General features: G+C 66.7%; 10 protein-coding genes and 1 other RNA gene. 8 read left to right on the top strand and 3 right to left on the bottom strand.

What is annotated here, in order from left to right; genetic code table 11:
* Window positions 1-123: 123 nt before the first annotated feature.
* From PSRA_RS00675 to PSRA_RS09520, 3 genes are all read left to right on the top strand, one after another.
* Complete coding sequence (locus PSRA_RS00675; RefSeq protein ID WP_094660024.1) at window positions 124-357, top strand: DUF3046 domain-containing protein; 234 nt, start codon at window positions 124-126, stop codon at window positions 355-357.
* Window positions 358-664: 307 nt separating this feature from the next.
* Window positions 665-1,912 carry a recombinase RecA gene (recA, locus tag PSRA_RS00670; RefSeq protein ID WP_094659939.1) on the top strand — a complete coding sequence of 416 codons (1,248 nt, stop codon included), beginning with the start codon at window positions 665-667 and terminating at the stop codon, window positions 1,910-1,912.
* Window positions 1,913-1,998: 86 nt separating this feature from the next.
* A complete protein-coding gene (locus PSRA_RS09520) occupies window positions 1,999-2,808 on the top strand; it encodes a regulatory protein RecX (protein ID WP_245834809.1) in 810 nt (269 codons plus the stop codon).
* A 93-nt stretch (window positions 2,809-2,901) separates the two neighbouring features.
* Here PSRA_RS09520 and rnpB read toward each other — a convergent pair.
* Window positions 2,902-3,250: RNase P RNA component class A (gene rnpB, locus PSRA_RS00660), an RNA gene on the bottom strand.
* A gap of 172 nt (window positions 3,251-3,422) precedes the next feature.
* Here rnpB and hpf point away from each other — a divergent pair.
* From hpf to PSRA_RS00640, 4 genes are all read left to right on the top strand, one after another.
* Window positions 3,423-4,088, top strand: a complete 666-nt coding sequence (gene hpf, locus PSRA_RS00655; protein WP_094659938.1) for a ribosome hibernation-promoting factor, HPF/YfiA family — start codon at window positions 3,423-3,425, stop codon at window positions 4,086-4,088.
* Window positions 4,089-4,313: 225 nt separating this feature from the next.
* Window positions 4,314-7,349: a preprotein translocase subunit SecA gene (gene secA, locus PSRA_RS00650; protein WP_094659937.1), complete on the top strand. Its 3,036-nt coding sequence runs from the start codon at window positions 4,314-4,316 to the stop codon at window positions 7,347-7,349.
* 272 nt (window positions 7,350-7,621) lie between these two features.
* Complete coding sequence (gene trpD / locus PSRA_RS00645; protein WP_094660022.1) at window positions 7,622-8,680, top strand: anthranilate phosphoribosyltransferase; 1,059 nt, start codon at window positions 7,622-7,624, stop codon at window positions 8,678-8,680.
* 246 nt (window positions 8,681-8,926) lie between these two features.
* Window positions 8,927-9,874: an ROK family glucokinase gene (locus PSRA_RS00640; RefSeq protein ID WP_094659936.1), complete on the top strand. Its 948-nt coding sequence runs from the start codon at window positions 8,927-8,929 to the stop codon at window positions 9,872-9,874.
* 218 nt (window positions 9,875-10,092) lie between these two features.
* On the opposite strand, the gene PSRA_RS00635 is transcribed toward PSRA_RS00640, so the two are convergent.
* Window positions 10,093-10,629 carry a hypothetical protein gene (locus PSRA_RS00635; RefSeq protein ID WP_094659935.1) on the bottom strand — a complete coding sequence of 179 codons (537 nt, stop codon included), beginning with the start codon at window positions 10,627-10,629 and terminating at the stop codon, window positions 10,093-10,095.
* A 46-nt stretch (window positions 10,630-10,675) separates the two neighbouring features.
* On the opposite strand from PSRA_RS00635, the gene PSRA_RS00630 reads away from it, so the two are divergent.
* The gene (locus PSRA_RS00630) at window positions 10,676-11,398 is read left to right on the top strand and encodes a lysophospholipid acyltransferase family protein (RefSeq protein ID WP_094659934.1); all 723 of its coding nucleotides are present in this window, start codon (window positions 10,676-10,678) and stop codon (window positions 11,396-11,398) included.
* Window positions 11,399-11,506: 108 nt separating this feature from the next.
* Here the strand turns inward: PSRA_RS00630 and PSRA_RS00625 are convergent, their stop codons facing one another.
* Window positions 11,507-14,233 (bottom strand): protein kinase domain-containing protein, encoded by a 2,727-nt coding sequence (locus tag PSRA_RS00625; protein ID WP_094659933.1) that lies wholly within the window; start codon window positions 14,231-14,233, stop codon window positions 11,507-11,509.
* Between the last annotated feature and the right edge of the window lie 141 nt (window positions 14,234-14,374).

Genomic DNA, 14,374 nt, shown 5'->3' with positions numbered 1-14,374 from the left:
CCATGCCCGCCTTTTCCGTGCCGGCCGCACCTTTCGGTTTCGGCGGATCGGCGGGACTCGCCGCGGTGACCGGCGGGCGTACGATATGCACGGATACGACGAGGCGGGAGGCCTGGCATGAGCATGCGCGAGCGTGAGTTCTGGGAACTGCTCGAAGAGGTTTTCGGGCGCAGCTACGGCAGGTCGCTGTCGCGCGACCAGAGGCTGTTCCGCTTGGGCGACCGCACCGTGGTCGAGGCGCTGGCGGACGGCGAGGAGCCGCGTGTCGTGTGGAATGTGCTGTGTGACCAGATGGACATCCCCGATTCCCGGCGCTGGGGCAAGGACCACAACGCGCCGCCCATGCCCGCCGCCTGAACGCTTCGTCGACACGATTCCCGGATGGCGCCGGGGACGAGGGGCACGCGGGAATTTTCGCCGATGACGGCGTGTCGCGCGTGCGCTCGAACGCACGTTCGACTATACTTATCCACAGATTCGCCGCGCGCGGCGTGTCACGTCGACGCTTGTCCACATCGGCCGCGCCCCGTCGTGTCGGCGTGCCGCCTCGCGTAGCGTTGTCGGCACGCGGGGCGATGGCTCCGGCCGCCGCCCGCGTGCCCATATGCGAATCCATATGCGGTACGGCACCCATATACGGACAGACTTAGGAAAAGGAGATGCTATGGCTGCCCAGACATCCAAGAAAGCCGACGCCTCGGCGAAGAAAGCCGCGGACAAGGCGCGTGATAGCCGCGCCACGGCACTCGCCACGGCGATGGCCAACGTCGAGAAGAACTACGGCAAGGGATCCGTTATGCGCCTGGGGGACCATCCCCACCAGCAGGTCGACGTCATCCCGACCGGATCCATCGCGCTCGACCTCGCCCTCGGCATCGGCGGTCTGCCTCGCGGGCGCGTCATCGAGATTTACGGCCCCGAATCCTCGGGCAAAACCACCCTCGCCCTGCACGTCGTCGCGAACTCCCAGAAGAAGGGTGGCGTTGCAGCGTTCATCGACGCCGAGCACGCCCTCGACCCCGAGTACGCGCGCAAGCTGGGCGTCGACACCGACCAGCTCATCGTCTCGCAGCCCGATAACGGCGAGCAGGCCCTCGAGATCGCCGACATGCTCGTGCGCTCGGGAGCCCTCGACGTCATCGTCATCGACTCCGTCGCGGCCCTTGTGCCGAAGGCCGAGATCGAAGGAGACATGGGAGACAGCCACGTGGGCCTCCAGGCGCGTCTGATGAGCCAGGCGCTGCGCAAGCTGACGCCGGCGCTGGCCCAGACGAACACGATGGCCATTTTCATCAACCAGCTGCGCGAAAAGATCGGTGTGTTCTTCGGAAGCCCCGAGACCACGACCGGCGGCAACGCACTCAAGTTCTACGCCTCCGTGCGCCTCGACATCCGCCGCATCCAGACGCTGAAGGAAGGCGACGTGGCCGTGGGCAACCGCACGCGCGTCAAGATCGTCAAGAACAAGATGGCCCCGCCGTTTAAGTCGGCCGAGTTCGACATGATGTACGGCGAAGGCATCAGCCGCGAGGGAAGCCTCATCGACATGGGCCTCGAGGCGGACCTCATCCGCAAGTCCGGCTCGTGGTTCACCTTCGCCTCCGGCGAGCAGCTCGGCCAGGGCCGCGAGAAATGCCGCACCTACCTGCGCGAAAACCCCGACATCGCCGACGAGCTCGAGCGCAAGATCCGCATCCACTACGGCCTGATCTCCGATCCCGATGCCGAGGATTCCGACGCAGCCGGCGAAGCCGGTACCGCTCCGGCGAACAGCCAAGCGGGCAGGGCCGGCCAGAACGTCGGTGATTCCGCCCAGGCCGGCAAGGCGGCAGCCGATGGCAAGGCCTCAGCCGAGGGTAAGGCGGCAAGCAGCAAGCCCGCTGACGCCGCGTCGGCACCGGTCGCCGCATGATCTCCGTCGAGGAATTCCTCGCCCGCACGGGAACCCCCGTGCCTCCGGTCGAAGAGACATCGCGCCCTGATACGGAAACAACGGTCATGGAATCGTCGGCTGCGGAAACATCGGCTGCGGGAACGCTTGCCGCGGAATCGGCGGCCGCCGGTCCTGCGGCGGAAGGCATCGAATCGGATGCCGGCCGGACCACGCCGGCATCCGTCGGCACTGCGTCCTATGGCTCCGTGTCCTATGGCTCCGCATCCTGTGGCGCGGCGTCTTTCGGTTCTGCGTCTTTCGGTTCCGCCGCGTCCTTTGGTTCGGCGGGTTCCGAGTCGCGCGATTCATCCCGTTTCGGCAAACCGACGGGGGAGGGGGCGGGCCGCGGCCGCTCTCGCAGGTCGGGGAGGCACGGTCCGCGCGAGCTGGGTGAGGACGAGGCGCGGAACGTCGACATGTGCCAGGAGGCCGCGCTGACGCTTCTCGACGCGGCCGCCCGATCGACGGGCGCCATGGAGGAGCGCCTGGCGCGCAAAGGCTACGCGCCCGACACCATCGCCACCGTCATCGCGAATCTCACGCGCGTGGGATTGCTCAACGACGAATCGTATGCCGAGGACGCGGTCAGGTACTGTCTGACGCGCTGCATGGGCAGGCGGGGAACCGTCGCCGAGCTCGTACGCAAAGGCGTCGACCGCCATCTGGCCGACCGCGTGACGCGCGAGGCCGAGGAACAGGGGCTTTTCGTGGATTCCGCCTACCGTCTCGGACGGCAGGTCGCGGGCCGCACCGAGGGGCTCGACCGCGCCGTGCGCCTGCGCCGCTTCTGGTCCGCGGGCGGCCGCAAAGGGCATAGCCCCGCCGATCTAAGGGCCGTGGTGGACGACGGCGTGTTCGACGAGCCCGACGCATAAGGGTTTGGTGCATGAGGGCCTGATGCATGGGCCCCTGACGCATGTGGGCGGCGACCGGATTGCTCCGGCCGCCGCCCACATGTCAATGAAAGGAAAACGAGACCCCGCATACCCCGGGTTCTGTCATCCGCGAACGGATGGATGGCCATCCATCTCGACCTGGCGTCGCCGCCAGGCTCTAGCAGCCTACCCGAAGGCACGTGCGAGCAACACTTGACGCCTTCTGCTTGGCCTTGCTCCCGATGAGGCTTGCCATGCGGCCTACCGTTGCCGGAGGCCCGGTGGTCTCTTACACCGCCGTTTCACCCTTACCCGCGCGAGGCGGGCGGTCTGTTCTCTGCTGCGCTATCTCTCAGGTCACCCTGGGCGGACGTTATCCGCCATCGTGCTCTGCGGAGCCCGGAAGTTCCTCAGCTTGCGCCGCGGCCATCGCGGGGTCTCGAGCGCACAACCCTAAGCCGTGGCCGGGACAACCCTGAGTCGTGCCACGCCCGAACGCTTCCGAAAAGTGACATTCATGGAATTTGGGCTATGATGTTACCTACCACTTGGCAATGAGGCCGGGTGCAATTGTTCGAAGCGGCTTCGGCCGTACCTAGTAAAGGAGGTCCATCATGGAAATCGTCGTTACCGGTCGCCACACGCAGGTGAAGCAGAAGTTCCGTGACGTCGTCGAGACCAAGATGAACCGTGTCACCGCTATCGCACCGGATGCGGAGCGTGCACAAGTCGTTCTTTCCCACGAGGGCAATCCCCGTCAGGCGGACACCGCCAAGCGCGTCGAGATTACCGTCATCGCAGGCCGCACCGTGGTGCGCGCCGAGGCGTCGAGCAGCGATGAGTTCAGCGCCCTCGACATCGCGATGGACAAGCTGACCCTCCGTCTGCGCCGCATGCGTGACCGCCGCAAGGACCACCGCCGCGGCTACACGCAGATCGTCGACAACGGTCCGGTGGACGTGCCGTCGCAGGTCGAGGAAACCGAGGCCGAGGAGGAGCCGAGCACCAGCGCCGGAGAGGCCGTCGCGGGCGATCTGGGCCCCGGCGAGTCCGTCGAGGTCAAGGTCGGCGACACCCCGATCGTCATCCGCCGCAAGCTCCACATCGCCGAGCCGATGACCATCGACGAGGCCCTGTACGAGATGGAGCTCATCGGCCACGATTTCTTCCTGTTCGTGAACAAGGATACGAATCGTCCGTCCGTCGTCTACCACCGTCACGGCTGGAGCTACGGCGTGTTCGAGATCGATACGCCCGAGAACGTCGCCAAGGAGAAGTGACGACGTCGGATTGACATAGGTCGGCCGGACGATCCGGGGATTCGGAGTCCGGCGGCCGAAGGTCCTGGAAGCCAATGCCCCGCGAAAGCGGGGCATTGGTGTGTCCGGGGCGGCGCGGACGGCGGATTTGTTTTTCCGCGGGTCGCGTATTATGAAATAAGTCTGTGTACATAACGGCCCCGACGGCGATCGTCGGGCGTCGTGTCCTAGTCCGAGGAGTAAGACGTGGCAATACTGGACAGGGTCCTGCGTGTGGGCGAAGGCGCTCAGCTTCGCAAGCTGAAGGGAGTGGCCGAGGAGACCAACAAGTTCGAAAGCGACATGAAGGCGCTTTCGGATGACGAGCTGCGGGGCCAGACCGCCAAGTTCAAGGATCGTCTCGACAACGGCGAGAGCCTTGACAAGCTCATGCCCGAGGCGTTCGCTACCGTGCGCGAGGCCTCGCGCCGCACGCTGGGCCTGAGGCATTTCGACGTGCAGCTCATGGGCGGCGCGGCGCTGCATTGGGGCAACATCGCCGAGATGAAAACCGGTGAAGGCAAGACCCTGGTCGCCACTCTGCCGTCGTACCTGAATGCGCTGACCGGCAAGGGCGTCCACGTCGTCACCGTCAACGACTACCTGGCGAGCTACCAGTCCGACCTCATGGGCCGCGTCTTCCGCTTCCTCGGCATGACCACCGGCTGCATCATCACGCAGCAGAAGCCGGCGGAGCGCCGCAAGCAGTACAACTGCGACATCACCTACGGCACGAACAACGAGTTCGGCTTCGACTACCTGCGCGACAACATGGCCTGGAACAAGTCCGACCTCGTGCAGCGCGGCCACAACTTCGCCATCGTCGACGAGGTCGATTCGATTCTCATCGACGAGGCCCGCACCCCGCTGATCATCTCCGGCCCGGCCGAGGGCGGCGTGACGCGCTGGTACCGCCAGTTCGCGCGCCTCGTCACCAAGCTCAAGCGCGACGAGGACTACGAGGTCGACGAGAAGAAGAAGACCATCGGCATCCTCGACTCCGGCATCGCCAAGGTGGAGGACTACCTGGGCATCGACAACCTGTACGAGCCCAGCAACACCGCCCTCATCGGCTACCTCAACAACGCCATCAAGGCCAAGGAATTGTTCCTGCGCGACAAGGACTACGTCGTCACCAACGGCGAGGTGCTTATCGTCGACGAGCACACGGGCCGCATCCTGCCCGGCCGTCGCTACAACGAGGGCCTGCACCAGGCCATCGAGGCCAAGGAGGGCGTGGAGGTCAAGCCGGAGAACCAGACCTTCGCCACCATCACGCTGCAGAACTACTTCCGCATGTACGACAAGCTCGCCGGCATGACCGGTACGGCCGAGACCGAGGCCGCCGAGTTCATGAACACGTACAAGCTCGGCGTCATCCCGATTCCGACGAACCGTCCGATGATCCGCGAGGACAAGGACGACCTCATCTTCCGCACGAAGAAGGAGAAGCTCGTCGCCATCGCCAAGGATGTCAAGAAGCGCCACGAGAAGGGCCAGCCGGTCCTGCTCGGCACCGCCTCCGTCGAGTCCTCCGAGCTCGTCAGCAACCTGCTCGACCAGTTCGACATCCCCCATCAGGTGCTGAACGCCAAGCAGCACGCGCGCGAGGCGGCCATCGTTGCCGTCGCCGGTCGCAAGGGCGCCGTCACGGTCGCCACCAACATGGCAGGCCGAGGCACCGACATCATGCTTGGCGGCAACGTCGAGTTCCTCGCCGACCAGAAGCTGCGCCAGCAGGGCTACTCCCCGGACGACACACCGGAGGAGTACGAGAAGCTGTGGCCCGAGACCCTTGACGAGATCAAGAAGCAGGTCAAGGACGAGCACGAGGAGGTCAAGAAGCTGGGCGGCCTGTACGTGCTCGGCACCGAGCGCCACGAGTCCCGCCGGATCGACAACCAGCTGCGCGGCCGTTCCGGCCGTCAGGGAGATCCGGGCGAGTCCCGCTTCTACCTGTCCCTCGAAGACAACCTCATGCGCCTGTTCAACACGCAGCTCGTCGCGAGCATCATGGCCAAGGGGTATCCCGAGAACGAGCCGATCGAGTCGAAGTCCGTCTCCAAGGGCGTGCGCAATGCGCAGAAGGCCGTGGAGTCGCGCAACTACGAGATCCGCAAGAACGTCCTCAAGTACGACGATGTCATGAACAAGCAGCGCACCGTCATCTACGAGGAGCGCCAGATCGTGCTCAAGGGCGCCGACGTGTCCGAGGACATCCAGCTGTTCATCGAGGAAACCATCCGCTCCTACGTGCGCGAGGCCACCAAGGGCTCCGACAAGCCGTCGGACTGGAATCTCGAGGAGCTGCGCGAGAACCTCGCGAAGATCTGCCCGGTGGACGGCGTGGACGAGGAGGAGCTCGAGGAGTCCCTCGGCATCGTCGTCGACGAGCCGGACGAGATCGAGGCCGCCGAGGACGACAAGGCGGAGAACGCCGAGAAGGCTGAGAAGGCCGACGACGCCGAGAAGACCCAGGCCCCGCGCAAGCACAGCAAGGGACCGAAGGGCGACAAGGCGCGCAAGATCGTCGCCGACGCGTATATCGCCAACGCCCAGGATGCCTACGACGAGCGCGAGGACACCGTGGGGGAGAAGGCCATGCGCGAGGCCGAACGCCGCGTGCTCCTGGCCGTTCTCGACCACAAGTGGCGCGAGCACCTGTACGAGATGGACTACCTCAAGGACGGCATCGGCCTGCGTGGCATGGGCCAGCGCGACCCGCTCGTCGAGTACCAGCGCGAGGGCTACCAGATGTACAACCGCATGGTCGAGGGCATCAAGGAGGAGACGGTCCAGCTTCTGTTCAACATCGACCTGTCCCGCTTCGAGCAGGCCGTCGAGCAGAGCGATAACGACGACGTGCAGTACTCCGCCCCGTCCGATCCGGATGCCACGAGCGGTGACCAGACGGAGGCCAACACCGTCGACGATCTGGCCGACGGCCATGTTGACGGCGACGACCTCGGTCTTGAACCGGCCACCGAGGACGTGGACGACGACGGTTACTCGGCTCCGCGCGGCCAGGTCGGCTACCAGCCGATGACGCACGAGGACGCCAAGGTTCCCGCCAACAAGCGCCCGAAGAACGTCGAGGCCCACTCGCCGTGGCAGGACGGCCGCACGTTCCCCGGCACCAAGCCGAACGAGAAGTGCCCGTGCGGGTCCGGCCGCAAGTACAAGATGTGCCACGGCCGCAACGAGAAGAAGGAAGCCGAGAAGGACGCGAAGTCCGCCGAGTAAGGTTTTCCTCTCCTCGGGCCCCCGGCCCCGGATACAACACGATGACGGCGACCGCCTCCGGGCGGCCGCCGTTTCGTATTCCGCGGCGCTTTTCCTGTCGCGTTCCGCGTCGTATTCCCGGGCGGCGGCATCGTGATGCGCGCCCTCACGCCGCACTCCAGCCGTACTCCATGCGGTGATTGCCGGAATGTGGTCACGCGTGATATTGCGTTAACACAGGCGTTTACTATGAAGACGTTTCCGGATACATCGATACAAGAAGGAGGATGGCCGTGGCGGAATTCACGTGGAAGTCGATTCTCACCCAGCTCGTCGTCAGGCACGAGCATCTCACCGAGGAGCAGAGCGAGTGGTATATCAACGATCTCATGGACGGCAACGCCGACCCCGTGCCCGTCGCCGCGGTCCTCGCCACGCAGCAGCAGCTGGGCCTGACCGCCGATGAGGTCGCCGGCGCCGCGCAGGCCATGGTGTCCCACGCCATCCCGCTCGAGCTGACGGGGGAGACGACGGATATCGTCGGAACGGGCGGCGACGGCTTCGCCACCGTCAATATCTCCACCACGGGCTCCATCATCGCCGCCGCGGCCGGCGTCAAGATCGCCAAGCACGGCAACCGCGCCGCCTCCAGCAAGTCCGGCGCCGCCGACTGCCTCGAGGCCCTCGGCATCCCGCTCGACCTGACGCCCGAGCAGGTCGCCGCCGTCGGTGAGAAAACCGGCATCACCTTCGCCTTCGCCCGCACCTTCCACCCGGCCATGCGCTTCGTCGGCCCCATCCGCGCCAAGCTCGGCGTGCCGTGCGTGTTCAACCTGCTGGGCCCCATCACGAACCCGGCCAAGCCGGCGCATTTCGCCATCGGCAGCGCCGACAAGGCCATGAGCCCCATCATCGCCGACGTTCTCGCCAAGCGCGGCGCCAGCGGCATGGTGTTCACGTCCTCCGAAGGCATGGACGAGCTCGCGCCGACGGGCCCCGTCTCGCTGTGGCTGGTGCGCGACGGCAAGGTCGAGACGGCGTCCTTCGACCCCATCGCCGACCTGGGCCTTACGAAGGTCGCGGTGGAGGACCTGCGCGGCGACACGCCCGAATACAACGCCCAGGTGGCGCGCGACGTCATCTCCGGCAAGCAGCTGCCCTGCACAAGCACCATCCTGCTCAACGCGGCGGCCGCCATCGTCGTCGACGGGCATCTGTTGTCCGACCAGGACGCGCCGATCGCCGACCGTTTCCGCGAGGCCTACGACATCGCGAAGCAAACCGTCGCCTCCGGCAAGGCCGAGGCGAAGCTCGACGAGTGGATCGCCGCGGCGAAGGCCGCCAAGGCCTGAGCGAGGCGCCGTCGAGGTCTCGACGGCATGACGGCGGGGCCGGGGATACGATTCCCGGCCCCGTTTGCGTTGCCCGACGCGACGCGGCTTCAGCGCGTGGGGGTAAGAAGGCGCGGTCTCGTTGACACGATGTGGGGTCGAACCCCGGAACGCGGCCGTGGCGCGGCGTGTCTCATGGTATGGTGAATGTGTCGCGGCCGCCCAAGGAAGACCGACCGTGTAATCGATGCCCAGATGGAGGGAACTATGCATACGCTTGCTGTTGATATCGGTGGGACGAAGGTGGCCGTCGGCGTCTGCGACGAGAACGATACGATCGTCCGCTCGTGGACCGTGCCGACCGAGAACGACGCCGACCGCATCAACGAGACGATCGCCGGACTCTACGAGAAGGCCCTCGAGTCCTTCGATGACATCGCCGCCATCGGCGTGTCGGCCGCCGGCAACGTCAAGCAGGACCGCCGCACGGTGAACTTCTCCGCGAATATCCCCGCCTGGATCAACTACGACCTGTCCGGTCACATCGAGGACCTTCTGTCGAAGAAGGTGCCCGTCGTCGTCGAGAACGACGCGAACTGCGCCGGCTGGGGCGAATATGTGCACGGCGCCGGCAAGGGCAGCACGAATATGGTCATGCTTACGGTCGGAACCGGCCTGGGCGGCGCCATCGTGCTCAATGGCGAGCTGTACCGCGGCTCCTTCGGCATGGCCGCCGAGCTCGGCCACCTGCCCATGGTGCCGGACGGCGACACCTGCGGCTGCGGTCTGCGCGGCTGCGCCGAGCGCTATGTCTCCGGTTCCGCCCTCGAACGCTTCGCCAAGGCGGCCATCCGCCGCCGTCCGAAGGACGCGACGCGCCTCATGGAGCTGTGCAACGGCAACGTGGAGGACCTGCGCGGACCGATGATTTCCCGCGCCGCCCAGGAAGGCGACGTGCTGGGTCTGTATGCGTTCAACAAGATCGGCGAGTGGCTCGGCCGCACGATGGCCGCCATCTCCGCCGTGCTCGACCCCGACCTGTATGTGATCGGCGGCGGCGTCATCGCCGTCGGCGACATTCTGCTCGAGCCGGCCCGCCAGGCCTATGACCGCTTCCTCCAGGCCAGCGCCTACCGTCCGCACGCCCAGATCGTGGCGGCCCAGGCCGGCCAGGACGCGGGCATGATCGGCGCCGCGAACCTGTCCGTCCGGTAGGTCCGAGAGGCCCGGAGCGCGCTTGAGACGCGCCGGAGGTCGTACCTTTCCGCAATCACAACGGCAATGCCCGGCCCCGTCGGTGACGGGGCCGGGCATTCGCGTTCCGGCTGTGCCCGCGGCATCGCCATCGTGGTTCCACCATCGTGGCGTCGCTGTCAATGTGGCGTCGCTGTTTTCGTGGCGTCACCGCCGGGGCATAGGCGGCCGCGGCGCCGTCAGCGCCGGCGCATGACAAGCGCCACGACGCCCAGCAGCATGAGCAGACCGCCCACCGTCCACAGCGCATGGGGCACGGCGGGCACAAGCAGCGCCACCAGCGTGATGGCGACACCCAGGACGAGCAGCGCCACATACGCCACCGTGTAGGAATCGGTGTCGATTTTCGGATCCGGGGGAGTGAAGTGATCGTCCGGATGGTCATCGAGCGCACTGGTGCGAAAGTCGCGCGGTCCATCGCCGGTGTCGGGGCGCGACATCTCCTCGTATTCCCGGCGCGCCTCCTCCTTGTAGCGCTCGTGGCGCAGACGGTCCTGCTTCTGTGCCTCGCGTTCGAAACGGCGCGCCGCGCGCGATCCGTCAAGCGCGCCCAGATCGTCCGCATGATCGGCGAGGAAGGATTCCCACGCCGCGTCGTCATCCGCCGGGGACTGTGCCGCGCCGTCGGACGAGGCCGCGCCCCGGGCGTCGGTTCCGCGCGCCGCCTGCCCGTCGTCGGGATAGCCGTGGTCGCTGGTATTCTTGAATTCGGTCATGAAACAACTGTATCGCCACGGCAGCACGCGGCGTAAGGGAGGAACGATGCTGTACTGGTTCTTCGTCAAGACGCTGAGCCCCCTCGCCCGCCGGCGATTCAATCCCACCTGCGTGGGCGTGGAGAACATCCCCAAGGAAGGCGGCGCCATCATCGCCGCGAACCATCTCGCCGTCATCGATGACGCAGTCATCCCCATGACGTCGCCCCGCATGGTGCATTTCATGGGCAAGGCCGAGTATTTCGAGGGCAAGGGCATCAAGGGTCGCTTCAAGAAGTGGTGGTTCACCCAGGCCGGGGTGTTCCCCGTGGATCGCTCCGGCGGCTCCAAGTCGCTCGGCGCCATGGAGACGGCGCGCGAGATCATCGAGAACGGCCATGTGTTCGGCATCCACCCCGAGGGCACCCGCAGCCCCGACGGACGCCTGTACCGCGGGCACACCGGCGTGGCGCGCCTCGCGCTCGAAACCGGCGCCCCCATCATCCCCACGGCGCTGATCGGCACCCGCGACCTGCAGCAGCCCGGCCAGGTCATGCCCAGCAAAGGCCATGTGACGGTGATCTACGGCGAGCCCATCGAGGTGGAGAAACACGATGCCTCCGAGCTCACCCACGAGGAGATCCGCGAGCTCACGGACCGCATGATGCGCCGCATCCAGGAGATGAGCGGACAGGAATACGTGGATATGTACGCCCAGACGTACAAGAAGATGCTCAAGGACGGCGCCGCGGAATCAGACGGCGATGGCAAGAGCGCGGCAGACGCCTGACGATTGCGGCGTGTCCCATGACGCCGACCTCCCGCGTGAGGCCTCGAATGGAAGGGCCCCGAATGCCGCTGGCATCCGGGGCCCTTCCGCATCCGCCGGCGTGGTTCATCACACCACAGTGAGCTCGATAACGGTGGGATTGCCGTTCGTGTCGCGGATGCGCACCGTGTCGCCCGCCGAAACGGACTGCTGGCGCACCTGGTCGGTCCAGTCGCCCAGGATCGTCGTCTTCTTCTGCACCTGGAAGCCCAGGGCGCTGAGCGTGGCGGCCGCGTCATCGTAGCTCTTGCCCACCACGTTGGGCACCGTCGCCATCTCGGGGCCCCTCGAAACGGTGACCGTCACCGAGTCGCCCCAGTGCAGCGTGTCGCCCGCGGAGCTCGAGGCGGAGATGACGATGCCGGATTCCACGGAGTCGGAGTACTCCTCCTTCCACGTCACGTTCAGTTGGTCATCGGACAGCGCCTTCTCGACGTCCTGACGCGTCTTGCCGACCACGTCGGGGAAGGTGACGGGCTTGGGGCCGCGCGAAAGCACGACAGTCACCTGCGTGTTATGGTCCACCGTCGTGCCGGGTGCCGGATCGACGGAGATGGCGGCGCCCTCGGGCACGGTCAGCGAGTACTGGTCGTTCGACCCGTCATGCACCACATTCGTGAATCCTGCGTTCGTCAGCGCCGTCACGGGGTCGGAGCCGTTCGCGGAGGACGCGTCGAGGATGTCGGAGGGCACCGTGACCATGACGGGGCCCCGGGAGACGACGACGTCGACGATGCCGCCGCGGATCGAGACATGGCTGCCCACGGTGGACGGCGTCGTGGAGATGATATGGCCTGCGGCCACCGTGTCGTCGTTGCGCTCCGTCACCTGGTAAACGATGCCGAGGTCGTCAAGTGTCTGCCGGTAGGAATCCCAACCGGCTCCCTCCACCGTGCACTGCGCGCCGGCGGCGCATTCCACGTCGGATGCCGCGGGCAGCTCGTTGTAGCTGCCGGGGCCGGAGAAGAACCACCATACGGCGCTGGCTCCCGCCAACAGGAGCAGAGTGAGCAGCAGCGTGACGGCGAGTTTGACCCCGGTGTGCTTCTTTGCAGCCTTCCTGTCGATGGGTTCGGTCGGCATGTCGCGTGCCGCCTCCGCATCGGACGAGGCGGCGTAGACGAGCGTGCGCGAATCCTGCGGCGCCGTCGTGCCGCTCGGCGTGTCGAACAGCGTGGTGCGCTGCAGCGGAGCGGCGTTCGGAAGACGCGTCGTGGCCCCGGGCTCCGTGGCGGGCAACACGCCGGAGGATGCGTGGGACGGGGCGGGCGCAGGCGCTGACGTCGACGGTGCGCCGGGTGCATCCGGCGCGGTGTCGCTTGCGAAGGTGAAGGCGTCCGCCACGATGCCGTCTGGAAGGGGCGCCGCCGGGGACGGGGCGGAGGGCGTGCTGCGTCGTGGGGGAGCGGGGACGGAGCGGGGCGGGACGGGAGCCGAGGGGCCGGACGCCGGCGTGTCGGCCGGAGCAGTCTCCGGAGTGTCATACGGCGTGTCGGATGCCGACGGGGTGGGGGTCGGCGCCCCGTTTGCCGGCGTGTCCGGCGTGTCGTACTGTGCCGTATCGTCGTCCTGCTCATGCACAGTCGGCATGTGGGCGGGGCGCGAACCGGCGGTGCGGGGGATGCGCGCCGTATCGACCATCTGCTCCGCCGCGCCATCCGTCGATTTCGCACCGGCTTGGTCGGCTGCGGCCTGTGCAGCGCCGTTCCGCCCGGCGCCGTCGGCCGGCGATGCGGGAGGGGCGGGCACGGCGGGCGTTTCGTTTGTCGCGGCGGTCGCCACCGCGATGTCCTCGACCTGCCCCGTCGTGGGGTTGATCGCCATGCCGCGCGCCGCGGCCCCGTCGGTGGCGGGATTCGCCACGAGGCCCGCCAGTCCGGACATCGTCGAGCCCACGGCCTGGGGCGAGGGAGCCTGCTGCGCGCGCCACGCCAGCTGTCCCGGCGTCAGTGCCTGCACGAGGGCGTGGTATTCCTCGAGCGCGGCGTCCGCGTCCTTCGGCCGCGCCTCGGGCGCGCGCATCGTCAGATGGCGCACGAAGGCGGAGACCTTCTCGGGGATATCGGGGTAGATGGTTTTCAGATCGGGGATGTCGTCATGCACATGCTTGAACACAACCGTCATGACGTTGTCGGATTCGAAGGGAACCACGCCGCAGATCAGCTCCCACGCCATGACGCCGACCGAGTACAGGTCGCCCTGCTTGGTGGCGAGGTTGCGTTCGATCATCTCCGGCGCCAGGTACGAGGCGGTGCCCAGCAGCATGCCCGTCGTCGCCATCGTGGCCTGGGAGGCGGCCTTCGCAAGGCCGAAGTCGGTGATCTGCACATGGCCGCGCCGGTTGAGCAGGATGTTCTCCGGCTTGATGTCTCGGTGCACCACGCCCTCGCGATGCGCGGCGGCGAGGCCGTCGAGAGTCTCGCCCACCACATGAAGCATCCGCTCGACGCTGAAGCGGCCCTGACGCGCCATCTCATAGCGCAGGTTGCTGCCGTCCACGTACTCCATGACGAGGAAGTCGAGGCCGCGCCATTCACCGAAATCGTAGACCTGCACGATATGCGGGTTCGCGATGCGCGCGGCGGAGCGCGCCTCGCGGCGGAAATGGCGGATGAACTGGTCCCGGTGCGGGCCCTGGGCGAGCTGCGTGTGCATCATCTTCAGGGCGACGGTGCGTCCCAAGCGCACGTCGGTCGCCTCGTACACGGTGGCCATGCCGCCGTCGGCGATGCGGCGCACGACGGAGTAGCGGCCGTCGATGAGCTCTCCTATCGGCCCGTTGTTCGCTGGTGTCATGTCTGTCATGGTAGGGGGATGGCGTGGATCCGCGGGGCCGATCGGGGGAACGCGCCCAAGGAATCCACAGTCTTCTTTCTTTCTCGGTTCTGTCAGGTCTTTCTTCGTTCTGCCAGGTCGCTGTGCCGGGCGGCGCGGCGC

The organism is Pseudoscardovia radai (assembly GCF_002259605.1).
In the GTDB taxonomy this organism is placed as follows: Bacteria; Actinomycetota; Actinomycetes; order Actinomycetales; family Bifidobacteriaceae; genus Pseudoscardovia; species Pseudoscardovia radai.
The sequence above is the reverse complement of the archived record's forward strand: the minus strand, read 5'-3'. Positions and strand labels throughout refer to the sequence as shown.